The organism is Actinobacillus delphinicola (assembly GCF_900638385.1).
In the GTDB taxonomy this organism is placed as follows: Bacteria; Pseudomonadota; Gammaproteobacteria; order Enterobacterales; family Pasteurellaceae; genus Actinobacillus_C; species Actinobacillus_C delphinicola.
In genome coordinates this window covers 398,651-424,621 of sequence record NZ_LR134510.1, presented here as the reverse complement: position 1 = coordinate 424,621, position 25,971 = coordinate 398,651, and the positions used below count along the sequence as shown (strand labels likewise).

General features: G+C 37.0%; 26 protein-coding genes. 19 read left to right on the top strand and 7 right to left on the bottom strand.

Annotated features, from left to right (window positions below):
* Positions 1-134 precede the first annotated feature (134 nt).
* A complete protein-coding gene (gene greA / locus EL259_RS01955; protein ID WP_126598511.1) occupies positions 135-611 on the top strand; it encodes a transcription elongation factor GreA in 477 nt (158 codons plus the stop codon).
* Between the two features lie 47 nt (positions 612-658).
* Here greA and yhbY read toward each other — a convergent pair whose 3' ends face one another.
* Positions 659-952 (bottom strand): ribosome assembly RNA-binding protein YhbY, encoded by a 294-nt coding sequence (yhbY, locus tag EL259_RS01950; RefSeq protein WP_126598509.1) that lies wholly within the window; start codon positions 950-952, stop codon positions 659-661.
* A gap of 115 nt (positions 953-1,067) precedes the next feature.
* Between yhbY and rlmE the strand changes: the two genes are divergently transcribed.
* The 11 genes from rlmE (at position 1,068) to tadA (ending at position 13,969) form a co-directional block, all read left to right on the top strand.
* Complete coding sequence (gene rlmE / locus EL259_RS01945) at positions 1,068-1,700, top strand: 23S rRNA (uridine(2552)-2'-O)-methyltransferase RlmE (RefSeq protein WP_126598507.1); 633 nt, start codon at positions 1,068-1,070, stop codon at positions 1,698-1,700.
* Between the two features lie 104 nt (positions 1,701-1,804).
* Positions 1,805-3,781 carry an ATP-dependent zinc metalloprotease FtsH gene (ftsH, locus tag EL259_RS01940; RefSeq protein ID WP_126598505.1) on the top strand — a complete coding sequence of 659 codons (1,977 nt, stop codon included), beginning with the start codon at positions 1,805-1,807 and terminating at the stop codon, positions 3,779-3,781.
* A 229-nt stretch (positions 3,782-4,010) separates the two neighbouring features.
* Positions 4,011-4,577, top strand: coding sequence for an elongation factor P (gene efp, locus EL259_RS01935; RefSeq protein WP_126598503.1), 567 nt, complete (start codon positions 4,011-4,013; stop codon positions 4,575-4,577).
* Positions 4,578-4,659: 82 nt separating this feature from the next.
* Positions 4,660-6,333: a bifunctional UDP-sugar hydrolase/5'-nucleotidase UshA gene (gene ushA / locus EL259_RS01930; RefSeq protein ID WP_197721292.1), complete on the top strand. Its 1,674-nt coding sequence runs from the start codon at positions 4,660-4,662 to the stop codon at positions 6,331-6,333.
* A gap of 37 nt (positions 6,334-6,370) precedes the next feature.
* Positions 6,371-8,044 carry a bifunctional UDP-sugar hydrolase/5'-nucleotidase UshA gene (ushA, locus tag EL259_RS01925; RefSeq protein WP_269471087.1) on the top strand — a complete coding sequence of 558 codons (1,674 nt, stop codon included), beginning with the start codon at positions 6,371-6,373 and terminating at the stop codon, positions 8,042-8,044.
* Between the two features lie 123 nt (positions 8,045-8,167).
* The gene (gene rlmKL, locus EL259_RS01920) at positions 8,168-10,321 is read left to right on the top strand and encodes a bifunctional 23S rRNA (guanine(2069)-N(7))-methyltransferase RlmK/23S rRNA (guanine(2445)-N(2))-methyltransferase RlmL (protein ID WP_126598501.1); all 2,154 of its coding nucleotides are present in this window, start codon (positions 8,168-8,170) and stop codon (positions 10,319-10,321) included.
* A gap of 12 nt (positions 10,322-10,333) precedes the next feature.
* Positions 10,334-10,915 (top strand): RNA pyrophosphohydrolase, encoded by a 582-nt coding sequence (gene rppH / locus EL259_RS01915; RefSeq protein WP_126598499.1) that lies wholly within the window; start codon positions 10,334-10,336, stop codon positions 10,913-10,915.
* 1 nt (position 10,916) lies between these two features.
* Entirely contained in the window at positions 10,917-11,717 is an 801-nt protein-coding gene (locus EL259_RS01910) for a sulfite exporter TauE/SafE family protein (protein ID WP_126598497.1), read from the top strand.
* Between the two features lie 9 nt (positions 11,718-11,726).
* Entirely contained in the window at positions 11,727-12,575 is an 849-nt protein-coding gene (gene lgt, locus EL259_RS01905) for a prolipoprotein diacylglyceryl transferase (protein WP_126598495.1), read from the top strand.
* Positions 12,575-13,426 (top strand): thymidylate synthase, encoded by an 852-nt coding sequence (locus EL259_RS01900; protein ID WP_126598493.1) that lies wholly within the window; start codon positions 12,575-12,577, stop codon positions 13,424-13,426. The genes lgt and EL259_RS01900 overlap by 1 nt, the downstream gene beginning before the upstream one ends.
* 36 nt (positions 13,427-13,462) lie before the next feature.
* On the top strand, positions 13,463-13,969 hold the full coding sequence (tadA, locus tag EL259_RS01895) for a tRNA adenosine(34) deaminase TadA (protein ID WP_126598491.1): 507 nt from the start codon (positions 13,463-13,465) through the stop codon (positions 13,967-13,969).
* 16 nt (positions 13,970-13,985) lie between these two features.
* On the opposite strand, the gene EL259_RS01890 is transcribed toward tadA, so the two are convergent.
* The 6 genes from EL259_RS01890 to EL259_RS01865 all read right to left on the bottom strand — a co-directional run bounded on the left by EL259_RS01890 (position 13,986) and on the right by EL259_RS01865 (position 20,055).
* Positions 13,986-15,680, bottom strand: coding sequence for a methyltransferase regulatory domain-containing protein (locus EL259_RS01890; protein WP_126598489.1), 1,695 nt, complete (start codon positions 15,678-15,680; stop codon positions 13,986-13,988).
* A gap of 492 nt (positions 15,681-16,172) precedes the next feature.
* Positions 16,173-18,014 (bottom strand): translational GTPase TypA, encoded by a 1,842-nt coding sequence (typA, locus tag EL259_RS01885; RefSeq protein ID WP_126598487.1) that lies wholly within the window; start codon positions 18,012-18,014, stop codon positions 16,173-16,175.
* A gap of 180 nt (positions 18,015-18,194) precedes the next feature.
* Positions 18,195-18,797, bottom strand: coding sequence for an RdgB/HAM1 family non-canonical purine NTP pyrophosphatase (gene rdgB, locus EL259_RS01880; protein ID WP_126598485.1), 603 nt, complete (start codon positions 18,795-18,797; stop codon positions 18,195-18,197).
* A 111-nt stretch (positions 18,798-18,908) separates the two neighbouring features.
* Positions 18,909-19,091, bottom strand: a complete 183-nt coding sequence (locus EL259_RS01875) for a ComEA family DNA-binding protein (RefSeq protein WP_126600815.1) — start codon at positions 19,089-19,091, stop codon at positions 18,909-18,911.
* Entirely contained in the window at positions 19,052-19,360 is a 309-nt protein-coding gene (locus EL259_RS01870) for a hypothetical protein (protein WP_126598483.1), read from the bottom strand. The genes EL259_RS01875 and EL259_RS01870 overlap by 40 nt, the downstream gene beginning before the upstream one ends.
* A 203-nt stretch (positions 19,361-19,563) precedes the next feature.
* Complete coding sequence (locus tag EL259_RS01865; RefSeq protein ID WP_126598481.1) at positions 19,564-20,055, bottom strand: YajQ family cyclic di-GMP-binding protein; 492 nt, start codon at positions 20,053-20,055, stop codon at positions 19,564-19,566.
* 243 nt (positions 20,056-20,298) lie between these two features.
* On the opposite strand from EL259_RS01865, the gene EL259_RS01860 reads away from it, so the two are divergent.
* The 7 genes from EL259_RS01860 to surE all read left to right on the top strand — a co-directional run bounded on the left by EL259_RS01860 (position 20,299) and on the right by surE (position 25,935).
* Positions 20,299-20,859 (top strand): AhpA/YtjB family protein, encoded by a 561-nt coding sequence (locus EL259_RS01860; protein ID WP_172594205.1) that lies wholly within the window; start codon positions 20,299-20,301, stop codon positions 20,857-20,859.
* A gap of 161 nt (positions 20,860-21,020) precedes the next feature.
* Positions 21,021-22,601 (top strand): peptide chain release factor 3, encoded by a 1,581-nt coding sequence (prfC, locus tag EL259_RS01855; RefSeq protein ID WP_126598477.1) that lies wholly within the window; start codon positions 21,021-21,023, stop codon positions 22,599-22,601.
* A gap of 90 nt (positions 22,602-22,691) precedes the next feature.
* A complete protein-coding gene (ftsB, locus tag EL259_RS01850) occupies positions 22,692-22,970 on the top strand; it encodes a cell division protein FtsB (protein ID WP_126598475.1) in 279 nt (92 codons plus the stop codon).
* Positions 22,971-22,972: 2 nt separating this feature from the next.
* The gene (ispD, locus tag EL259_RS01845) at positions 22,973-23,683 is read left to right on the top strand and encodes a 2-C-methyl-D-erythritol 4-phosphate cytidylyltransferase (protein WP_126598473.1); all 711 of its coding nucleotides are present in this window, start codon (positions 22,973-22,975) and stop codon (positions 23,681-23,683) included.
* Positions 23,684-23,685: 2 nt separating this feature from the next.
* Positions 23,686-24,165 carry a 2-C-methyl-D-erythritol 2,4-cyclodiphosphate synthase gene (gene ispF, locus EL259_RS01840; RefSeq protein WP_126598471.1) on the top strand — a complete coding sequence of 160 codons (480 nt, stop codon included), beginning with the start codon at positions 23,686-23,688 and terminating at the stop codon, positions 24,163-24,165.
* Between the two features lie 6 nt (positions 24,166-24,171).
* Complete coding sequence (truD, locus tag EL259_RS01835) at positions 24,172-25,182, top strand: tRNA pseudouridine(13) synthase TruD (RefSeq protein ID WP_126598469.1); 1,011 nt, start codon at positions 24,172-24,174, stop codon at positions 25,180-25,182.
* Positions 25,183-25,935, top strand: a complete 753-nt coding sequence (gene surE / locus EL259_RS01830) for a 5'/3'-nucleotidase SurE (protein ID WP_126598467.1) — start codon at positions 25,183-25,185, stop codon at positions 25,933-25,935.
* Positions 25,936-25,971: the final 36 nt, after the last annotated feature.

Here is a 25,971-nt window from a genome sequence, read left to right as displayed (position 1 = left end):
ATTTACTTGTAAGAAAGGATAATATTTAGCAGAATTTTTGAAGGAATAATCTTTCAGTACTTAGAAATTACAGCAATGTGCGAAATATTGCTGTTATATTTTTTTTGTGTGTGAAATTTACAAGGAACTCCATTATGCAACAAATCCCTATGACCGTGCGTGGTGCAGAATTATTAAAACAAGAACTAGATTTTTTAAAAAATACCCGTCGCCCAGAAATTATTAAGGCAATTGCGGAAGCACGTGAACACGGTGATTTAAAAGAAAACGCAGAATATCATGCAGCCCGTGAACAACAAGGATTCTGTGAAGGTCGAATTCAAGAAATTGAAGGTAAATTAGCAAATTGCCAAGTTATTGATGTGACTAAATTACCGAATAATGGACGTGTTATTTTTGGTGCGACAGTTGTTTTAGCTAATACTGAAACGGAAGAAGAAGTTACCTATCAAATCGTAGGTGATGATGAAGCAGATATCAAAGCAGGTTTAATTTCTGTAAATTCACCGATTGCCCGAGGTCTTATTGGTAAGGAAGTTGATGATACAGTAAACATCCAAACTCCGGGCGGTAAAATTGAATTTGATATTCTTGAAGTAGAATATAAATAGAAAAGTAACAAAAGGACATCTTGTCCTTTTGTTTTTACGTTAATAAATTAGCGAGGAAGGTGAATTTTTTTATCTTCGCTTTGTCTATAAAGCACAAGAATATGTCCAATTTTTTGAACTTCTTGTGCTTGTGTTTCACGGATGATGGCATCAATAATAAGTTGTTTGGTTTCGCGATCAGCGCCAGCAATCTTTACTTTGATTAATTCATGATGATTTAAGGCATTGTCAATTTCAGCCAATACCCCCTCTGTTAAGCCATTGCCACCTAGCATCACAACAGGATTTAAGTGATGAGCAAGGCCTTTTAGATATTGTTTTTGTTTGGTTGATAATGTCATGTATATTTATTCCTAATAAATAAAGAAAAAAGTCGTGAATAAAATTCAAGATGACTCATTGAAGTACAAGATTTTACCCTTATATTGGGTAAATCGCTATAAGAATTGAGAAATTATGGGAAAGAAAAAACGTTCAGCGAGTTCATCTCGTTGGTTAAATGAACATTTTAGTGATCCTTTTGTACAAAAGGCACATAAACAGAAACTACGCTCTCGTGCGTATTTTAAATTAGATGAAATACAGCAAACTGATCGATTATTCAAACCTGGAATGACGGTTGTTGATCTTGGTGCTGCGCCAGGTGGTTGGTCGCAGTATGTTGCTAGTCAAATTGGCGGTAAGGGTCGTATTGTCGCTTGTGATATTTTAGAAATGGATCCGATTGTAGGCGTTGACTTTTTACAAGGAGATTTTCGTGATGAAAATGTCCTTAATGCATTATTAGAACGTGTTGGTGATGCAAAAGTGGATGTTGTTATGTCGGATATGGCACCGAACTTTAGTGGCACTCCAGCGGTGGATATTCCACGAGCTATGTATCTAGTAGAGTTAGCATTGGATATGGCAAAAGATGTGTTAGCTAAAGGTGGTTCTTTTGTTGTTAAAGTCTTCCAAGGGGAAGGGTTTGATGAATATTTACGAGATATTCGATCTTTATTTACAAAAGTAAAAGTACGTAAACCCGAAGCATCACGAGGACGCTCTCGAGAAGTGTATATCGTTGCTTCTGGATTTAAAGGTATGTAATTAAATCGACCTATTGCGGTAATTGCTTTTACTTTTCTATTGAATATAGTAGTCTTTACTAACAAATTTTAACTTATAAAAAAGGGGTATGAACCTTGAACGATATGGTAAAAAATATAGTCTTATGGGTGGTGATTGCCATCATTATGATGACGGCATACCAAGGTTTTAGCGACCATTCTTCAGCGGACAATCGTGTAACCTACACGAATTTTATTAGTGATGTGGCTAAAAGTGATGTCGCTGCGACAAAATTTACGGATCGCGGTGAAATTTATGTTACACGTAAAGACGGTACAAAATATACAACCGTTTTACCGAGTCCATTACGTGATAATCAATTGTTAAATGATTTACTTAAAGAAAAAGTACAAATCCAAGGTGCATTACCGCAAGAGCGTAGTTTATTAGCATCAATTTTTATTTCTTGGTTCCCAATGATTTTATTAATTGGAGTATGGATTTTCTTTACTCGCCAAATGCAAGGCGGTGGTAAAGCGATGAGCTTTGGTAAGAGCAAAGCACGTATGCTTACCAAAGAACAAATTAAAACACGTTTATCAGACGTGGCGGGTTGTGAAGAGGCGAAAGAAGAAGTTGGCGAAATTGTTGACTTTTTACGTGATCCACAAAAATTCCAAAAACTGGGTGGGCGTATTCCGAAAGGCGTACTTATGGTTGGTCCTCCAGGTACAGGTAAAACTCTGTTAGCAAAAGCGATCGCAGGTGAAGCGCAAGTACCATTCTTTACTATTTCAGGCTCAGATTTCGTTGAAATGTTTGTTGGTGTGGGTGCCTCTCGTGTGCGTGATATGTTCGAACAAGCGAAGAAAAATGCACCTTGCATTATCTTTATTGATGAAATCGATGCGGTAGGTCGTCAACGTGGTGCTGGTCTTGGTGGTGGACATGACGAACGTGAACAAACTCTAAACCAAATGCTTGTTGAAATGGATGGTTTTGAGGGCAAAGAGGGAATTATCGTTATCGCAGCGACTAACCGTCCAGATGTACTTGATCCTGCTTTAACTCGACCAGGACGTTTTGACCGCCAAGTGACTGTAGGTTTACCAGATGTGCGTGGTCGTGAGCAAATTTTAAAAGTACATATGCGTAAAGTACCCCTTGCTCCAGATGTCGATCCAATGGTGTTGGCTCGTGGTACACCAGGTTATTCTGGTGCCGACTTGGCGAACCTTGTAAATGAAGCAGCACTATTCGCAGCCCGTGCAAACAAAAATCTTGTGACTATGCAAGAATTTGAACTTGCAAAAGATAAAATTAATATGGGTCCTGAACGTCGTACGATGATCATGACTGATAAACAAAAAGAATCGACTGCTTACCATGAAGCAGGACATGCGATTGTAGGTTATTTAGTACCAGAACATGATCCAGTGCATAAAATTACTATCGTGCCTCGTGGACGTGCATTAGGTGTGACTTTCTTCTTACCAGAAGGCGACCGCATTAGCATGAGCTATAAACAACTTGAAAGTAAACTTTCAACTCTTTACGCAGGTCGTTTAGCTGAAGGCATTATCTATGGCGATGAAAATGTGTCTACAGGTGCATCAAATGATATTAAAGTAGCGACAGATATTGCTCGTAATATGGTAACGCAATGGGGCTTCTCTACTGAGTTAGGTCCGATTCTTTATGCTGAAGATGACAATGAAGTATTCCTTGGTCGTTCAATGGCGAAAGCAAAACATATGTCTGATAGTACAGCACATACGATTGATGAAGAAGTACGTAAGATTGTGGAACGTAACTACAACCGTGCGAAACAAATTCTTCTAGACAATATGGATATTCTTCATGCAATGAAAGATGCATTGATGAAATATGAAACTATTGAAATGGAACAAATTAAACAACTTATGGAACGTCGCCCTGTGACTCCACCACCAGGTTGGGATGGAAATGACAAAACTACATCTACTTCTTCAAATGAAGGCTCTCAAGGGAAAGGTACTGTAAGTGAAGAAAAAAATGAAAAGACAACAGAAACACCTGCCTCTGATGTAAAACCAGCAAGTGTCGCTGAAAAATCAACAGATGTAAGTTCTGAGTCTTAATAAATTCCTGTTCGTAGTTAAAAGCCTAATATGTTGTGTGTATTAGGCTTTTTTATTGGAATAACATAATTTTTTACGAAAATAGTGGCGTAAATATTCAAACAATTGTCCTTAAAAAGGACTCACGGTATGATAGAGATCACGTAAATACAATTTATTTTGCGATTTAAGGCTAAAAAAGGGTAAAATACACGCCTTTAACAAACAACCCCATTATTTTGAGGAATTTATGGCTACATATAGCACTACAGATTTCAAACCAGGTTTAAAATTTATGCAAGACGGTGAACCATGCGTTATCGTTGAAAATGAATTTGTAAAACCAGGTAAAGGTCAAGCGTTTACACGTACTCGTATTCGTAAATTAATTTCTGGTAAAGTTTTAGATATCAACTTCAAATCAGGTTCTACTGTTGAAGCAGCTGATGTTATGGATAGCGATTATACTTATTCATATAAAGACGAAGCTTTCTGGTACTTCATGCACCCAGAAACTTTCGAACAAATCGCAGCTGATGCAAAAGCAGTTGGTGATGCTGAAAAATGGTTATTAGATCAAGCAGAATGTATCATTACTCTTTGGAATGGTAGCCCAATTACTGTAACTCCACCAAACTTCGTAGAATTAGAAGTGGTAGATACAGACCCTGGTCTTAAAGGTGATACAGCAGGTACTGGTGGTAAGCCAGCAACTTTAAGCACAGGTGCTGTGGTTCGTGTTCCATTATTCGTTCAAATTGGCGAAGTAATTAAAGTAGATACACGATCAGGTGAATACGTTTCTCGCGTTAAATAATTTTTTTAAAAGCCAGTATTTTTAATACTGGCTTTTTTTTTGCGTCATTTTTACACACAACAGATATCATACAGAGGATTTAATGGAATTTAAGATGAAGGCTTGTGCACTACAATTATTGGTTCTTGGTACAGCAGGATTGGCTTATGGACAAATAGCACATGCAGCACAAGTTGCTCCAACGCAAGATAAAACGGTAGAAATCACAATTTTACATACCAATGATAATCATGGGCACTTTTGGAAAAATCAGCATGGTGAATACGGTATGGCGGCGCGTAAAACCTTGATCGATAGTATTCGTAAAGAAGTACAAGCTAAACATGGTTATGTATTGCTATTCTCTGGCGGTGATATTAACACTGGCGTACCAGAATCCGATATGCAAGATGCCAAACCAGATTTTATGGGTATGAATGCACTAGGATATAATGCAATGGCGGTTGGAAACCATGAATTTGATAATCCTCTCTCAGTATTAATGAAACAGGCTCATTGGGCAAACTTTCCATTTTTAGCTGCAAATATTTATGATAAAAAAACGGGTAAACGTATTTTTCAACCGTATAAAATTTTTAATGAAGGTGGGGTACGGATTGCCGTAATTGGTTTAACGACGGAAGACACTGCAAAAGTCGGTAATCCAGCTTATGTAAAAAATATCGTCTTTAAAAACCCTATCGAAGAAATTAAAACGCTCATTCCAGAAATTAAGAAAAAAGATCATCCTGACTTGATTTTTGCCATTACGCATATGGGGCACTATCACAACGCTGAACACGGCGTTAATGCGCCCGGAGACGTAACGTTAGCACGTTCTTTACCGCAAGGTGAGTTAAATATGATTATTGGCGGACATAGTCAAAATCCAGTGTGTATGAATCCAGATCTTAAAACCTACGATAAAAACTTTAAACCAGGGGCAGCTTGTCGACCAGATAAACAAAATGGAACATGGATTGTGCAAGCCTACGAATGGGGTAAATATGTTGGACGAGCAGATTTTAAATACAAAGATGGTAAATTTACTTTAGTCAATTACCAATTAATCCCAGTTAATATGACGGAGAAAAAACGCATCGATGGTAAGGAAATTTATCAAGTTGTGGGGAAAACAATCCCAGAAGATCCACAAATGCTAAAAATTTTGAAGCCGTATCAAGAGAATGGTAAAAAATCACTCAAAATTAAAATTGGTGAAGTGCATGGATTATTATTAGGTGATCGTGACGTCGTCCGTTTTAAACAGACAAATCTCGGTAATTTTATTGCTACGATACAATATAAAAAAGTGAATGCCGATTTTGGTATTAAAAATTCTGGAGGGATTCGCGATTCTATTAATTCTGGGGCAGTGACGTATAAAGATATTTTAAAAGTACAACCATTTGGTAATACTATTGCTAAGGCAACTTTAACAGGTGCTGATTTAATTAAATATCTTGATGTTGTGGCGAATATGTCAGTTGATTCTGGGGCCTATCCACAGTTTTCATCAAATATTTCGATGATTGTGACCAAAAAAGGTGTGCAAGATGTAAAACTGAATGGTAAACCGATTCAAGCAAAAGCGACTTATACTTTTGCATTACCGTACTATAATGCTGTGGGTGGCGATGGTTATCCAAAACTTAAAAATGTTGTAAATACAGGATTAACCTATGCGAATGTATTGAAAGAATACATTCAAACCCATAGCCCTATAGATGCAGAGGCATTTATGCCAAAAAATACTGTAATTTTTAAAAACGAGTAGTTTGTTATTTTCACTTTCTAAATATGAGGATAAGAAGATGAAACTTAAAGCAAAGCGTTCTACTATTGGGTTGTTAGTACTAGGGGTGGCAACATTAGGAGCAAGCAATATGGCATTTGCTACTCAAGTTGCACAAACACAAGATCAAGGTATTGATATTACGATTTTACATACCAATGATAACCATGGGCATTTTTGGAAAAATCAACGTGGTGAGTACGGTATGTCTGCTCGTAAAACCTTGATTGATAATATTCGTAAAGAAGTACAGGCTAAACATGGTTATGTACTTTTATTTTCTGGTGGCGATATTAATACAGGCGTACCAGAATCGGATATGCAGGATGCGAAACCTGATTTTATGGGAATGAATGCGCTAGGTTATAACGCAATGGCGGTTGGTAATCATGAATTTGATAATCCACGAGCTGTTCTTATGAAACAAGCAAAATGGGCTAAATTTCCATTCTTAGCTGCGAATATTTATGATAAGAAAACAGGAAAACGCTTATTTCAACCATATAAAATTTTCAATGAAGGTGGAGTGAAAATTGCTGTTATTGGTTTAACGACAGAAGATACCGCTAAAATTGGTAATCCTGCGTACGTGGGGGATTTAGAATTTAGAAATCCTGTTCAAGAAATGAAAACCCTCATTCCTGAAATTAAGAAAAAAGATCATCCTGATTTGATTTTCGCAATTACGCATATGGGACACTATCATAATGCAGAACACGGTATTAATGCACCGGGCGATGTAACAATGGCTCGTTCTTTACCACGTGGCGAATTAAATATGATTGTAGGTGGGCATTCACAAAACCCAGTTTGCATGAATGCGGATTTAAAAACCTATGATACTAACTTTAAACCGGGTGCTGCCTGCCGACCAGATCAGCAAAATGGTACTTGGATCGTTCAAGCCTATGAATGGGGTAAATATGTAGGGCGAGCTGACTTTAGATATAAAGACAGCAAATTAACGCTCTTAAATTATCAATTAATCCCTGTGAATATGACAGAGAAAAAAGTAGTTAATGGTAAAAAAGTTTATCAAGTTGTTGGGAAAACTATTCCTGAAGATCCACAAATGCTCAAAATTTTAAAACCGTATCAAGATAATGGCGTGAAATCGTTACAAATTAAGGTCGGTGAAGTTGAGGGTACTTTAATGGGTGATCGAAATGTTGTACGTTTTAGACAAACCAATTTAGGAAATCTTATTGCCACTGCACAATATAAAAAGGTCAATGCTGATTTTGGTATTATGAATTCTGGCGGTGTGCGTGATTCCATTAATTCAGGCGATGTGACTTATAAAGATATTTTAAAAGTTCAACCATTTGGTAATACGATCGCTAAGGCAACCATGACAGGTGCAGAATTAATTAAATATCTTGATGTTGTCGCAAATATGTCAGTCGATTCAGGAGCATACCCACAATTCTCATCTAATATTTCTATGGTCGTGACTAAAAAAGGGGTTGAAGATGTGAAAATTAATGGAAAACCACTCCAAGCAAATGCGACCTACACCTTCAGTGTACCGCATTATAATGCGATTGGTGGTGATGGCTATCCAAAACTTACACATGCAGTTGATACAGGATTTGTGGATGCGAATGTATTAAAAGAATATATTCAAACCCATAGCCCGATTGATGCTGCAGCCTATGCACCAAAAGATACGGTGATCTTTAAAAATAACTGATCCTAAATTTTTATTCACTATTAATAAAAGGATTAAGCCGAAAGGTTTAATCCTTTTTTACTGCTAAACTGGCTTAACTTTGTTATAATCTCAGGTATTTTTAGATTTAGTGTAAGACAAATTATGAAACAACTTTTTGCTACCACTGCACGTGGATTTGAAGAACTTTTAAAAGTGGAATTGACCCAACTGGGTGCCCAACAATGCCGTATCGCACAAGGCGGGGTACATTATGAGGCGGATCAAGAAACACTCTATCGAACCTTATTATGGTCACGTTTAGCGTCACGTATTTTACTACCTCTTACACAAGCTAAAATTTTCAGTGATATGGATTTGTATTCCTCAGTTTATAATCAAAACTGGAAAGATATTTTTGATCCTCGTTGTACTTTTTTTGTTGATTTTAATGGAACAAACGAAGTTATTCGCCATAGTCAGTTTGGTGCAATGCGTATCAAAGATGCGATTGTAGATTACTTTGAACGTCATGGTTTTCCTCGTCCAACTGTGGATAAACAAAATCCTGATATCCGTATTCATGCTTATTTAAATCGTGATGAATTAATCCTTTCTCTTGATTTAAGTGGTGAGGCTTTACATTTAAGAGGTTACCGTACGGCAGCAGGTGAAGCACCACTACGTGAAACCTTAGCAGCCGCAATTATTTTGCGCTCAGGTTGGGATAAAGTAACGCCATTAGTTGATCCAATGTGTGGTTCAGGAACACTTCTGATTGAAGGTGCGCAAATGGCTGCAAATATTGCACCAAATTTAAAACGCCAACATTGGGGATTTGATTTCTGGAAAGATCATGATGAAACTATTTGGACAAAAGTAAAAGCCGAAGCTGAGCAACAAGCAAAAGATGGTCAAAATATTCCTGCACAATTCTATGGCTCAGACTTGGATTCGAAAGTTTTAGAAAAAGCAAAACGTAATGCCGAACAAGCCGACGTAGGGCATCTTATCCATTGGCAACAAAGTGACATCGCAGATTTTAAAAATCCTTGTGAAAGTGAAGTTACGGGAACCGTCGTGTGTAACCCGCCATACGGTGAGCGACTAGGCACAACCCCAGCACTAATTGCACTTTATTCTGTCTTTGGACAAAAATTAAAAACAGAATTTGCTGGTTGGAATGCATCGATTTTTAGTAGCGAACCAAGTTTATTAGATTGCTTACGTTTACGTTCTCATCGCCAATTTAAAGCGAAGAATGGACCGTTAGAATGCTTACAAAAGAATTATAAAATCAGTGAAAATGCGAAAGATCGAGCTGATCAGCAGTTAACTTTTGAGAAAAATGCACAAGTGGCGCCTGATTTTGCTAACCGTTTACAAAAAAATCGTAAAAAAATTGAAAAATGGGCGAAAAAAGAGGGGATTGAGGCATATCGTTTATATGATGCGGATTTGCCTGAATATAATCTCGCTGTCGATGTTTACGGGGATCATGTTGTTATCCAAGAATATGCTGCACCTAAGAATGTGGATGAAAACAAAGCTCGTCAACGCTTATTAGATGCAATTAGTGCGACATTGTCTGTTTTAGATGTTGAAACAAATAAGCTTATTTTAAAAGTCAGACAGAAACAAAAAGGAACCAATCAATACGAAAAATTAGCGCATAAAGGCGAATATTTTTATGTGAAGGAATATAACGCAAATTTATGGGTAAATTTAACTGATTACTTGGATACAGGCTTATTCCTCGATCACCGTAAAACACGCAAAATGCTAGGCGAGATGGCTGCAGGAAAAGATTTCTTAAATCTTTTTGCTTACACGGGAGCAGGAACCGTTCACGCAGCAATAGGTGGGGCAAAATCCACAACGACCGTTGATATGTCGCATACCTATCTAAACTGGGCAGAACAAAACTTAGAGCTGAATGATATTCATACAGGACGTAAACACCGACTTATTCAAGCTGATTGTTTGCAATGGTTAGATGAATGTAAATCTGATTTTGATCTTATTTTCGTTGATCCACCAACATTTTCGAATTCAAAACGTATGGAAGATAGTTGGGATGTTCAACGAGATCATCCAAAATTATTCACAAATCTAGCGAAGATCTTACGACCGAATGGGACGATTATTTTCTCAAATAATAAACGTGGATTTAAGATGGATTTTGATGCTTTAGAAAAATTAGGTTTAAAGGCCATTGAAATTTCTAAAAGAACATTGCCATTAGATTTTGAACGTAATCCTAAAATTCATAATTGCTGGCAAATTATTTGGCAACCAATGCCAGTAGATAACAAATAGAACGGGGATTGGATGTTAGATTTTGATGGGTATCGCCCAAATGTAGGGATCGTTATTTGTAATGCTCAACGACAAGTTTTGTGGGCAAAACGCTTTGGACAAAATTCATGGCAGTTTCCGCAAGGTGGCATTAATGAAAATGAAACGTTAGAACAGGCGATGTATCGGGAACTTTACGAGGAGATTGGTCTAAGACCACAAGACGTAAAAATTCTTTATGTATCAAAATATTGGTTGCGTTATAAGCTACCTAAACGCTTATTACGTTACGATACAAAGCCTGTGTGTATTGGTCAGAAGCAACGTTGGTTTTTATTACAATTTATTGGTGATGAAAAACAAATTAACATGCAAACAACGAATACGCCTGAGTTTGATGGATGGCGCTGGGTAAGTTTTTGGTATCCCGTGCGTCAAGTGGTATCTTTCAAAAAAGATGTTTATCGACGTGCGATGAAAGAATTTGCTCATCAGCTTTTTGATAAAGACAGTGCAATAGGAGCTGGACGGGATGACCAGAAACGCTACCAAAGCAAAAATACAAACCGTTATCATGGCGATAAATCGAAACGACATATGATAGAGGAGGTATAAATTGGTAACTTTCTTAGGCTTTTTCATTTGTTTCCTTATCTTGGGGGCGTTTTCAGGCTTTTTAGCGGGATTATTTGGTATTGGTGGGGGAATGGTAGTTGTTCCCGCACTATTCTATCTTTTGCCGTGGCTTGGCATAAATAGCCCTTTACAAATGAGTATTATCCTTGGTACTTCATTTGCAACAATTGCCATAACGACCCTTGCCTCAACAGAAAAACATTACAAATTAGGTAATATTCAGTGGGAGGCAGCAAAATATTTAGCTCCAACTTTAGTATTAACAGGTTATATTGCGAGTGATTTTATTACGAAACTTGATAAACATTTGGTTGTCAAAATTTTTGCTGTATTGATGATTTATCTTGCGGTAAAAATGTTCCGTTCTATCAAGAAAGTCTCACAGGATAAAAAATTAACCCCTTTTTCTGCAATTTTAGGTGGAATTGGAATAGGTCTTGCTGCTAGTGCTGCAGGGATCGGCGGTGGCGGTTTTACCGTACCATTCCTAAACTCTCGTGGTGTATCTATTAAAAAAGCGATTGGGACTTCAGCATTTTGTTCTATGTTATTAGGGCTTTCTAGCGCTATTAGCTATATGATCCATGGTTGGGGCGTTAAAGCATTACCACCGTATTCTTTAGGATATGTTTATGTACCTGCCGTTGTTGGTATTACATTAGCATCATTTTTTACAGCAAAATTAGGCGCAAAAATGGTAGATAAGTTACCAGTGCCAACCTTGAAAAAGTGTTTTGCAGGATTATTGATTGCGATCGCAATTGATATGTTATTTAGATAAAGGAATTTTATGGCTCATCATTTTATTACTTATCCTCATTTTAATCCCGTCATCTTTGAATTTGGACCGATAGGTTTACGTTGGTATGGATTAATGTATTTAATTGGTTTCTTGTTTGCTCGCTGGTTAGCTGTAAGCCGTGCTAAGCGTTCAAACGGGGTATGGACGGTTGACCAAGTTGATAATTTATTATTCAACGGCTTCTTAGGCGTTTTCCTTGGTGGTCGTATTGGCTATGTTTTATTCTACCAATTTGAATATTTTATTCATAACCCATTGTATTTATTTAAAGTATGGGATGGTGGCATGTCTTTCCACGGCGGCTTAATCGGTGTGATTTTAGCCATGTGGTGGACCGCACGTCGCCAAAATCATGGATTTTGGCAAACTGCTGATTTTGTTGCCCCGCTCATTCCATTTGGATTAGGTGCAGGACGTATCGGTAACTTTATTAACGATGAATTATGGGGACGAGTGACAGATGTACCATGGGCAGTGCTTTTCCCATCTGGTGGTTATTTACCACGTCATCCTTCGCAATTATACGAAGCATTTTTAGAGGGTGTAGTTTTATTCTGTATTCTTAACTGGTTTATTAAAAAGCCACGCCCAACAGGCTCAGTTGCAGGTTTATTTTTATTCTTTTATGGAATTTTCCGCTTCTTTGTAGAATTCTTCCGTGAGCCGGATCCGCAGCTTGGATTGTTCTTTGGTCACCATGTGTCCATGGGACAAATTCTTTCTACCCCAATGATTATTTTAGGTGCCTTCATTATTTGGTACTCTTATTCGCATGTAGGACGAGTAGGGCTCGATCCTGTTTATACTAAAAATAAAGAAAATCAAGGGGAAAAATAATGCGTCAATATCTTAATCTTTGTCAGCGTATTGTTGATGAGGGCACTTGGGTTGAAAATGAACGAACGGGAAAACGTTGCTTGACCGTGATTAATGCGGATCTCACCTATGATGTAGAAAAGGGTGAATTTCCTTTAATTACAACCCGTAAAAGTTTTTGGAAAGCAGCGATTGCGGAACTATTAGGATATCTTCGCGGATATGATAATGCAGCTGATTTCCGTGCTCTTGGTGCAAAAACTTGGGATGCTAATGCGAATGAAAATAGCGCATGGTTGAATAATCCACATCGTAAAGGGCATGATGATATGGGGCGTGTTTACGGTGTGCAAGGACGTCGCTGGCAAAAACCAAATGGTGGTACATTGGATCAACTTCAAAAAATTGTAGATGATTTAAATCGTGGGATTGATGATCGTGGTGAAATTCTCACCTTCTATAATCCAGGTGAATTTGAACTTGGTTGTTTGCGTCCATGTATGCATACGCACACGTTCTCCTTATTAGGCGATAAACTTTATTTGACGAGTTATCAACGTTCTTGTGATGTACCGTTAGGTTTGAATTTTAACCAAGTGCAAGTTTATACCTTACTTGCATTGATGGCACAAATCACAAATAAACAGCCTGGACAGGCATATCATAAAATTATCAATGCTCATATTTATGAAGATCAGTTGCCGTTAATGCGTGATGTGCAATTAAAACGTGAGCCATTCCCATCGCCAAAATTGGAAATTAATCCTGATATCAAGAGCCTGCGTGATTTAGAAACGTGGGTGACGATGGATGATTTTAAGGTGACGGGCTATGAATGCCATGAACCGATTCGCTATCCATTTTCTGTATAATTTTTTACGAAAATCGGGGCGTGATAGCGTTTATTTATGACTGAACAAACGGTATGTATTGATGAGCAATTTATGCGTCATGCGATGCGACTTGCTCAGCGTGCTGAAGCCTTAGGTGAGATTCCTGTTGGTGCAGTGTTGGTGGATGCGAATGGGACGGTTATTGCCGAGGGCTTTAATACCTCAATTATTCAACACGATCCAACCGCCCATGCAGAAATGCAAGCCTTACGACAAGGTGGGCTTGCACAGCAGAATTATCGCTTATTAGACTGTACATTATATGTAACGCTTGAGCCTTGCACGATGTGTGCAGGTGCAATTTTGCATAGCCGCATAAAACGGTTAGTCTTTGGTGCGTATGATTATAAAACAGGGGCAGTTGGTTCACGCTTTCACTTTTTTGATGATTATAAAATGAATCATGAAGTTGAAATTGTTGGTGGCATATTGGCTGATGAATGCGGTACGATGCTCAGTGAATTTTTTAAGAAACGGCGTGCTGCCAAAAAACAAGAGAAGTTGACAGCACGAGTTGATTAAATAGTGAATGAAAGCCTTATTTTTTTAAGGCTTTTTTACTTCCTTTCATCTTTTTATTTTTCTTCTGTTTTTTATGTTCGTTCTTATTTTTTTGAGTAGTAGACATCTCTTTTTGCATATCTGGCATAATTTGGTCATCAATTGTTGATGTTTCAAGGAATCCATTGTGGGCTAAGTAATTTAATAAATTAATGAGTTGTTCATTTAATATATGACGTAATTCTTTTTGAGAAAAATCGGGAATTGATGTTAGAGCTTGTGAATTATCATGGGTTACTTCAAGAGTGTAATTTCCATTTTCAACGCCTTGGATAATGTGATCGATAATTTCTGCCAAACTGTGTTTACCATCGCATAGCGTCATAAATATTTTTTCTATTGGTGTAAAAGAAACGATATGGTGGTAACAGTTTGCAAAATTGATATCATCATACGTGATTAGATGCTCGGCAAGAGAACGATAGCTTGCGGGAATATATGGTTTTTCATGAAAGGTATCGTTAACTTTAACGCAATGAGGTCGTAATGTAATATCAGCGGCCGCCGCTAATAACGCTACGCTGGAAAAGAAAGAATTGATCGATATTTCAGGATAGCTTTTCTGAAATGCCTGATAAATTTCAGAAACAGGCGTAGTACTCAGTTTTTTATCAAAAATATAATCTAAAATAAAACGGGTAGAGGGATCATCTGCCAATTTTTTTTCATTATGATAATAACTCACCATCCCTTCTTCATCTTCACGCTTAGTAAGATTAGATGCAATATGCAAATTTAGCCATTCATTTGGCATATCTTTCATGTTGTTAAAATTATTTAATCTCGTTATAACAGATTGGCGGAAATGGCGATTATTTATAAAGTCTTTTAATTGTTCTTCATAAATAACATCGCCATTTGCTAAAGATTGCAATTGAGCAATTTGCTCTTGCGTTAAATGTGATGGGTAGTTGAATTGTGGCAAGAAATCTGCATCAACAAGATGGAGTAGATTATGTTTTTTTAGCATATTGTTGAATTGCATGAAGTAGAGTGGCATATTGCAAGGCTCTAAATATTCATGAAGCATGTAATAACTTGGTTGCTGGGTTAAGGAATCATAATTATTATCTAAAGCAGTGCCTAATGGGGTAGAAGATGGGACTGTATCTTTTAAAAACCCGAACGTTGTCATCATATTTTGATAGCGTGTTTCGGCGGTTTCAGTCGGAAGATCTTGAAAAAGGGCAATATCACGATAAGCAATCGAAGTATGCCACCCTGGATAAGTATTGTAAGAGACAAAGGCAATACCACTTGGACTTAATGCTTTTTCGATGAGTGCTAGAATACTTTCTTGTACTGCAGGTGGTACCCATGAAAACACACCGTGACAAATAATATAATCAAATAGTCCATCATCACAAGTGACTTGAGAAATATCCGCATTAATTAACACGATATTTTTTAATCCCATTTTTTGAATAATCTCATTGCCTTTTTCCACTTGAACAGAAGATAGATCAATGCCAACGATATTCATTTGAGGGTATTGGATCGCAAGGGGAATAATATTCCCACCCATTGAACAGCCAATTTCTAAAACACGTGCTGTTTCTATTGGTGCAGATCTGATATTACAGAGCGCCAGAATGCTTTTTAAATAAGCAGGATGGCTTTTAAAAAAAGGATTAGAAATGTATGGAATTTGATTGTAAGTATTATTGCTCATATTAAAACTGTACCCTTATTCAGATAACTAAGATAGTTATAGAGGTTGAAAATAAAATATTTATGAGGTGTTTTTATGATCGTAGTATGCCCAATAAATATAGTAATACTCAGATAAATTATGTGGAGAGTTAACTGAAATTGAGAATTATAAGTTATTGTTGTGACAAGTAATTCGCTAATTATTATCAGAGGAATTAGAAATGAAATTACGTAGCTTATAATTCTAAGTTGAATGGTGATGTTTTTTCTAGAGAGAGGTAAAAAAGTTTGTTTCTTACTTAACGGGAGTGACATGATTAATGACCCCATATAAATAGAGAAATGTATAAAAACAGTTGTTGGACATTTTATATCTCTCTCGTAAAAAAATAAAAAAGGCAATTTTCAGTAAGTTTTGATTAATTTTAGTGCATTATATAAATAAAATAAATAGGATAGGAAAGAGAATAAAAAAATCCCCTCAAAAAGAGGGGATTCTTATCAGTATAAATTATGCAGTTGCGCTATTACGCATTGCACGGCGACGATCTAATTCAGTTAAGAATTTTTTACGAATACGGATAGAGTTTGGTGTAACTTCTACTAATTCGTCATCATCGATAAATTCTAATGCTTGTTCAAGGGTAAAGTGGATTGGGGTAGTTAACGCAATCGCATCATCTTTACCAGATGCACGCATATTGGTTAATTTTTTACCTTGAAGCGCATTAACGGTTAAGTCGTTAGTACGGCTGTGGATACCGATAATTTGACCTTCGTAAACCTCAGTACCGTGATCGATCATTAATTTACCACGTTCTTGTAAGCCCCATAATGCGTATGCAAGTGCTTTACCTGTTGCATTAGAGATCAATACACCATTTTTACGTTGACCGATTTCGCCTGGGCGAACGTCATCGTAGTGGCTGAAGCTTGAATATAATAAGCCAGTACCAGAAGTCATAGTCATAAATTCGTTACGGAAACCGATTAAACCACGGCTTGGGATAACGTATTCTAAACGTGTACGACCTTTACCATCTGGAACCATATCTTTTACTTCACCTTTACGGATACCTAATGCTTCCATTACGGCACCTTGGTGTTGTTCTTCGATATCGATAGTAACTTGTTCAAATGGTTCTTGTTTACGACCATCAATTTCACGGAAAATTACTTTTGGACGTGATACTGCTAATTCATAGCCTTCACGACGCATATTTTCGATTAAAACAGATAAGTGTAATTCACCACGACCAGAAACACGGAATGCATCTGGATCTTCTGTTTCTTCAACGCGTAATGCTACGTTGTGAACTAATTCTTTTTTCAAACGTTCAAGAATTTGACGAGAAGTTACGTATTTACCTTCTTGACCACAGAATGGAGAAGTATTTACGCAGAAATACATCGTTACAGTTGGTTCATCAACAGTAAGTGCTGGAAGTGCTTCTACTGCATTTACATCACAAACGGTATCAGAAATATTAAGTTCACCAAGACCAGTAATTGCGATGATATCACCCGCAGTTGCTTCGTCTTCTTCATAACGTTGTAAACCAAGATGACCTAATACTTGACCAACGCGACCGTTACGAGTTTTACCTTCTGCGTCAATAATTGTCACAGCTTGGTTCGGTTTAACGCTACCGCGTTTGATACGACCAATACCAATAACACCTACATAGTTGTTATAGTCAAGTTGTGAAATTTGCATTTGGAATGGTTCATCTAATTGAACATCTGGTGGAGATACTTTTTCCACGATAGCTTCGAATAACGGAGTCATATCTTCCGCCATATCTTCGTGATCTAAACCAGCAATACCATTTAATGCAGAAGCATAGATGATGGGGAAGTCTAATTGTTCATCAGTTGCACCAAGGTTTACGAAAAGATCGAATACTTGATCTACAACCCAGTCAGGACGAGAACCTGGACGGTCAACTTTATTGATAACAACGATTGGTTTTAAACCGTGCGCAAATGCTTTTTGAGTTACGAAACGAGTTTGTGGCATAGGACCATCAAACGCATCCACAACTAAAAGTACACTATCAACCATAGAAAGAACACGTTCTACTTCACCACCGAAGTCCGCGTGTCCCGGAGTATCTACGATATTAATACGGTAGTCATTCCAGTTAATCGCAGTATTTTTTGCAAGGATAGTAATACCACGTTCTTTTTCAAGTGCGTTTGAATCCATTACACGTTCATCAACATCACCACGAGATTCGCCAAGGGTGCCTGATTGTTGTAAAAGTTTGTCCACCAGGGTTGTTTTCCCATGGTCAACGTGCGCAATAATCGCAATATTACGCAATTTTGATGTATCAATTGTTTGTGTCATTTGATTTGTCTTTTTCTGAAAGAATGAAATTCGATGGCATTTAGATTAAGACTTTGAATGCGTAAATGCCATCGAAGGATAAAGGATAAAATTATAACGTGTTTTATAAAAACTGGCTAGAAAATTGTCCGCCAATTACGCCCCTTTATTCGGAAAAATTTATGTGATTTATCTAAAAAATTAGGCAACTTTAAGTTTTTGTTTAAGAATTTTTAATGCATTCGCACGATGAGAAATTTGTTTTTTCTCAGTTGGTTCTAATTCAGCAAAGGTACAATTTTTTTCAGGTGAGAAAAAGAGGCTATCGTATCCAAAACCATTTTCGCCTTTTTCTTCAAAAGTAATTTCGCCATAACACTCGCCTTCAGCAATAATCGGTGAAGGATCGGTTGGGGTTTGCAACATAACGATACAGCTTACAAATTTTGCTTCACGTTCATTTTTAGGCACGTTTGCCATTTCTGCTAAAAGTTTTTTACGGTTATGAAAACCAGGATCTTCATCATCTACGCCAGCATAACGTGCAGAATATAAGCCTGGTGCATTATTTAGTGCTTTTACGACAAGACCGCTATCATCCGCAATGGCTGGTAATCCTGATTTTTCGCTCGCATAGCGGGCTTTTAAAAGTGCATTTTCAACAAAGGTTAATCCTGTTTCTTCAGGGCTTTCAATACCGAGTTCAGATTGAGCAACCACTTCAAAACCAAAGTCTGCTAAGACATCGGCCATTTCTTTTACTTTACCTTTATTGCTTGTAGCAAGAACAATTTTCTGTTTCATAATTCCTCAATTAGACTATTGTTAGTTTGCAAAAATTATAGCAACAAATATAAAAAAGCGCTTATCAATATTTGATAAACGCTCTATTGAATTTCTTAACGGTTTGAAAAATTATAAATCAATGTGTGATTTATTTTTTGCAAAAATACTTTCGCCGATACCTTTAACATCCATTAATTGTTCTGCTTTGGTGAATTTACCGTGTTCTTTACGGTATTCAACGATAGCTTGTGCTTTCTTTTCACCGATGCCAACTAAAGCTGCTTGAAGTTCTGCTGCTGATGCAGTGTTGATATTGACTTCTTTAGCAACTTTTGAGAGGCTTTTTCAGTTTTTTTAGCCTTATTTTCTTGTTTCTTAACAGTGGATTTTTCTTCATCCATTGTTTTTTTCACTTCAAGTTTTTTGTGTTTCATCTCTTTATGAGATGTTTTTTGAGTCATGTGAGTTTTTACACTTTCTACTTTCGATTTATCTGAGTGGTGTGCTGCCATTGCATTTGAAGTCGCAAAAAGTACAGAACCTGCAAAGATAGCTGTAAGTAGTGGTTTAAAAGATTTCATAAATTTCTCCTTATCTGTAAATTAAATGAAATACATGTTTAGCTACATAAATTGTAATTTGTCAAAACACATCTAACTTATCTATTTAATTCAATTTGCGAGATTGGTCACAAAGTGAAAAAAATAACAGCCCGAAAGTAAATATATTTTGCGATAATAAAAAACGCCTTCTCATATAAAACAAGAAGACGCTTTTTAAATTTTTAATCTCGGAAATTAGTAAATTGGAATGGTTGTTCAAAATCCGCAGTTTTAACAAGTTGGATCGCCGCTTGTAGATCATCACGAGATTTACCCGTTACTCGAACTTGTTCTCCCTGAATTTGCGGTTGAACTTTTAATTTATTATCTTTAATGAGTTTAATAATTTGTTTTGCAACGTCTTTTTCGATTCCTTGTTTAAGTTTAATGGTCTTACTGTAAGATTTACCATTACGTTCTGGTTCTTCAGGAATATCAAGAGAATTGCGTTGAATATCACGTTTAACACAGGCATTGATTAACATATCAAGTAATTGTTCTAATTGGAAATCAGATTCTGTGCTGATAGTGATAGTTTCATTTTTTTCGTTTAACTCAATGCTCGCTTCTACGCCACGAAAATCATAGCGAGTACTTAATACACGATTGGCATTTTCTACGGCATTACGCACTTCATGAAGTGTGATTTCTGAAACAATGTCAAAAGATGGCATAATTTTTCCTTAATATTGTATTTAAACCTATAACTTGGCTTGAGAGTCTAGCATACTTCAATGGATATAAAAATTATGTATCCGACTAGAATAATCCTTATTGATTAAAATGTGAATCTGAAAAGAAAGATATTTTCTGTTACACTATGAAGAAAGTTTAAGAAAAATTGACGTAAAATTAACTAACTTTTTGTAATTTAAAGATAAATTAAGTAAACGAATGTAAATAGAGAGAGGATAGAATTGCAGACTACGCGAACTAAATTAATTCATACAGGATTCTTTTTCCTTATTGCTTTTATTTGTTTTTGTACCTGTGTTGTAATTTTTTATGGTGTGAAATCATTGGAAAATCATTCTCTAGAATTTGAACGTAATGAGTTTTCCTATTTTTTACAAAAATATTTAGCAAAAGAAGATGAGCTACTTGGTTTTATGATTAAACAGGGAGCAAGTACACAGGTATTGCATCAGCAATTGGTGGAACTTGTTCAAGAACCTTATATAGTGAATGCTAAATTATACAGTGATAACGGTAATTTACTAACCGAAGCAAATAGATCCACAGAACAGGCAGATGCCCCGCAGATTTTACAAAAAGAGGTGACGACGATCTATTCGGATCACGCTGTTCAAGGTTTTTTGGAAATTCAAAAAATCACTTTAGAGAAAGCGAAGAAAAAACAAATGGATAGAGTCTTTTTGCGTTTTTATGCCTTGCAAATCATTTTATTTTTACTTGGTTGTGCATTTGGTATCGGGCTTTATCGATTATGTAAACATTGGTTTATGAGCATGAAATAACGTAGTGATACAACGTCAAATAAGTGGGGTTATGATGAGTAATCCCGCTTATTTATTTAGGAATAATGGAGATTTAGGCGCTTTTAAATTGAAAAAATCATCAAAATAACGCAAAATAACTGCTATTTTTAATTAGAATCAGTTTAATCAAATAAACAATTATGACATATCCTCAACAAGTTAATAAACGTCGCACCTTTGCGATTATCTCTCACCCCGATGCGGGTAAAACCACCATTACTGAAAAAGTATTGTTGTACGGACAAGCAATTCAAAAAGCAGGTTCGGTAAAAGGAAAAGGTTCGCAACAACATGCGAAATCTGACTGGATGGAAATGGAAAAAGAACGTGGAATTTCCATTACCACATCCGTGATGCAATTCCCTTATGGCGATTGCCTAGTAAATCTTTTAGATACTCCAGGGCATGAGGACTTCTCTGAGGATACTTACCGTACATTGACCGCCGTAGATAGCGCATTGATGGTTATTGATAGTGCGAAAGGGGTTGAAGAGCGAACCATTAAGTTAATGGAAGTTACCCGTCTTCGTGATACGCCTATTCTTACTTTTATGAATAAACTTGACCGTGATATTCGTGATCCAATGGAATTATTGGATGAAGTGGAAGACGTATTGAAAATTCACTGTGCGCCGATTACTTGGCCAATTGGCTGTGGAAAACTATTTAAAGGGGTTTACCATCTTTATAAGGATGAAACTTATCTTTACCAAACTGGACAAGGACATTGTATTCAAGAAGTCCGAGTTATCAAAGGATTAGACAATCCAGAACTTGATGCAGCAGTAGGAGAAGACTTAGCTAGTCAATTACGTGATGAGTTAGAATTAGTAAAAGGTGCAAGTAACGAGTTTGATGAAGAATTATTCTTACAAGGTGAATTAACGCCAGTATTCTTTGGTACTGCGCTTGGTAACTTCGGTGTTGATCATTTCCTAGATGGTTTAACCGCATGGGCACCAGCACCACAAGCACGCCAAGCGGATACACGTTTAGTTGAGCCAAGCGAAGAAAAACTCACAGGATTTGTATTTAAAATTCAAGCAAATATGGATCCAAAACATCGTGACCGCGTTGCTTTTATGCGTTTAGTATCAGGTAAATACGAAAAAGGCATGAAACTTAAACATGTTCGCATTGGTAAAGATGTGGTTATCTCTGATGCGTTAACTTTCATGGCAGGCGATCGTAGTCATGCTGATGAAGCGTATGCAGGGGATATCATCGGTTTACACAATCACGGTACCATCCAGATTGGGGATACTTTTACGCAAGGTGAAATGTTGAAATTTACGGGTATTCCAAACTTTGCCCCAGAACTTTTCCGCCGTATTCGTTTACGTGATCCGCTTAAACAAAAACAATTACTGAAAGGGCTTGTACAACTTTCAGAAGAAGGTGCGGTACAAGTTTTCCGTCCACTTATCAATAACGATTTAATCGTGGGTGCGGTGGGTGTACTTCAGTTTGATGTCGTTGTAGCACGTTTAAAATCAGAATATAACGTTGAAGCTATTTATGAACCTGTAAACGTAGCAACAGCTCGTTGGGTGGATTGTAGTGATGCGAAGAAATTAGAAGAATTTAAACGAAAAAATGAACAACATCTTGCACTTGATGGTGGCGATAATCTTACTTATATCGCACCGACAATGGTAAATTTAAACCTTACACAAGAACGTTACCCAGACGTAGTATTCTTTAAAACTCGTGAACACTAATTATAGTTCAAATAAAATACGGTAAATTTTTTGCCGTATTTTTTTATGCTAGAATACCTCCATTTGATAGGAATAAAATCAGGATTTTGCATGCGTGTATTAATTATTATTCTACTTGGCTTATTAGCCTACTTTCAGTATGAATTTTGGTGGGGAAAAAATGGCTTCACTGATTATCGCCATTACCAGCAGGAAGTGGTGCAATTAAAACAAGAAAATGCAAAAAAAACGGCACGCAATAATCAAATGTTTGCACAAATTCGTGACTTAAAAGAAGGCACGGATGCCATAGAAGAGCAAGCTCGAGAAGATTATGGCATGGTCAAGCCTGATGAAACGTTCTATCGTATCGTAAAAGATAAATCATAAAGATGAAAAATAATAAAGAAATTATTGCTTTAATCCCAGCTGCAGGCGTTGGCGCTCGTATGGGAAAAGGCATAGCAAAACAATATTTGCAATTAAATGGGAAAACAATTTTAGAACGCAGTATCGAAGTTTTTTTAGATAAACCAGAAATTGGTAAAGTGATTATCGCCGTTGCTTCAGATGATGAAAATATAAAAGGCTTGGGCTGTTTTTTTCATCCTAAAATTCAGTGGGTAATTGGTGGTGAAACCCGTGCTGAAAGCGTACTTAATGGCTTAAAAGCGATTGATAATCCAGAGAATAAATGGGTATTAGTACACGACGCAGCTCGCCCTTGTGTTCGTTGGGCTGACATTTTGCGATTATTAGCAATTGAAAACGAACAAGGTGCTATTCTAGCCGTCCCTGTTGTGGATACATTAAAAAGACAACACGCCACAAAAATCGGAGAAAATTATGCAATTTCTGAGACTGTTGATCGCCAAGGGTTATGGCAAGCACAAACACCGCAATTTTTTCCTGCATCTACATTGACCACGGCGTTAGAACAAGCCTTACATGAAGGAAAAAATATTACTGACGAAGCAAGTGCAATGGAATTAGCTGGGTTTAATCCCGAACTTGTAGAGGGTAGCAAAACAAATCTGAAAATCACTTATCCAGAAGATTTGGAATTAGCTGAGTTTTATCTTTCTCAACAACAGGAGAAATAATCATGTTTAGAATTGGTCACGGTTTCGATGTACATAAATTTGGTGAAGGTACATTTGTCACATTGGGAGGGGTTCAAATTCCATTTTCAAAAGGATTGATTGCCCATAGCGATGGTGATGTCGCATTACATGCACTTATTGACGCATTAATTGGCGCAGCTGCATTAGGTGATATTGGTAAACTTTTCCCAGATACGGACGATAAATATAAAGGGATTAGTAGCCGTGCTTTATTAAAAGAAACATTTAAAACGCTAACAGGTTTGGGCTATAAAATTGGCAATGTTGATATTACGATTATTGCTGAAGCACCAAAAATGCGACCTTATATTGATGAAATGCGCTTTAATATTGCAAATGATCTTAATTGCGAAGTCGATCAAGTAAATGTAAAAGCAACTACGACTGAAAAATTAGGTTTTACAGGTCGTGGAGAAGGCATCGCATGTGAGGCAGTTGCCTTATTATTAAAAGAGATTTAAACATAAATGGAATTAACATATTTAAATGACGTTCCTGAACAAACAGGACGGTTAAAAGCGGAAAATAAAGATTTTATTGTACGTGAAAGACTTGGCTATGAAATGTCAGGCGATGGTGAATTTGTCGCTTTATATGTCCGTAAAAATGGTGCGAATACACTTTTTGTTGGAGAAAAACTGGCAAAATTTGCTGAAGTTTCTGTAAAAAATATGGGATATGCGGGCTTAAAAGATCGCCACGCAGTGACAGAACAATGGTTTTGCCTCCAAATGCCAGGAAAACCTACACCTGATTTTAGCCAATTTGAACTGGATGGCGTAGAAATACTTACCGTAACACGCCATAACCGAAAAATACGTGTCGGTAGCCTGGAAGGTAATGAGTTTGAATTATTATTGCGTGATGTAAAAGAAACGGAAGAATTAGTTTCACGTCTAAATGCAATAAAAACGCACGGATTCCCTAATTATTTTGGTGAGCAGCGTTTCGGTCAAGATGATAACAACCTGGCACAAGCGTTGCGTTGGGCGCAAGGTGAAATTAAAGTCAAAGATCGTAAAAAACAAGGTTTCTATCTTTCGGCAGCACGTAGCTATATCTTCAACCTGATTGTGGCAAAACGTATTGAAAAAGGTTTAGCACAGACAGTTTGTTTAGGTGATGTTCTACAATTGGCGGGTACGCATAGTTGGTTTGTTGCTGATGAAACACAAGATTTAGCACAGCTACAACAACGAGTGAATGAAGGTGACTTACTTATTACTGCGCCACTTATCGGTGAAAGTGATAATAAGGGAAGTGAATTCGAACAAGAAATTATTGCAGAAAATGCTGACTTCTTAGCGCTTATGCAAAAAGAAAGAATGAAAGCAGCTCGCCGAGCAATTTTAATGAAACCTGAAGATTTTACCTGGCAATTTGAAACAGAAGGTTTACGTCTTAAATTTTATCTGCCCGCAGGAAGTTATGCGACGGCTTTAGTGCGTGAACTCATCCATGCACAAGAGGAACGATAGATGAATAATAAATTACATATTTTACTGTCTAATGATGATGGTATTCGTGCTGAAGGTATTCAAACTTTAGCAAAAGAATTACGTAAATTTGCTAAAGTCACTATTTTTGCGCCAGATCGCAACCGTAGTGCAGCCTCAGGTTCATTAACACTTACCAATCCATTACGTCCGCAAAATATGGGTAATGATGATTATTGTTTAAATGGGACGCCAGCAGATTGTGTCCATTTAGCTCTAAACGGCTTTTTAACTGAAAAAGTAGATGTGGTGGTATCAGGGATTAATCACGGTGCAAATTTAGGTGATGATGTACTTTATTCGGGTACTGTTGCCGCAGCGTTGGAAGGTCGTCATCTTGGATTACCAGCAATTGCGGTATCATTAGTTGGTGATAAACATTATGCTACGGCTGCACAGATTGTGGCGGAACTTTTACAAAAAGCCCCAAAAGATGTGCTAAAACCGCAAGAAATTCTAAATATTAATGTGCCTGATTTACCACGCGATCAAATTAAAGGAATTAAAGTATGTCGCTTAGGGGCTCGCTCTTCAGCCGCTCAGATTATTGCGACGGAAGATCCACGTGGTGATAAAGTATATTGGATTGGCGCACCAGGTGAGCCGAAAGATTGTGAAGATGGAACAGATTTTTGTGCCGTTGAAAATGGATTTGTCTCCATTACTCCAATTCAGCCAGATATGACAGCATATCAATCATTAACTCAAGTCAGTGAATGGTTATTAAAAGAATAATTTTTTTATAGATTTAAAATCAGAAAAGGGTATCAG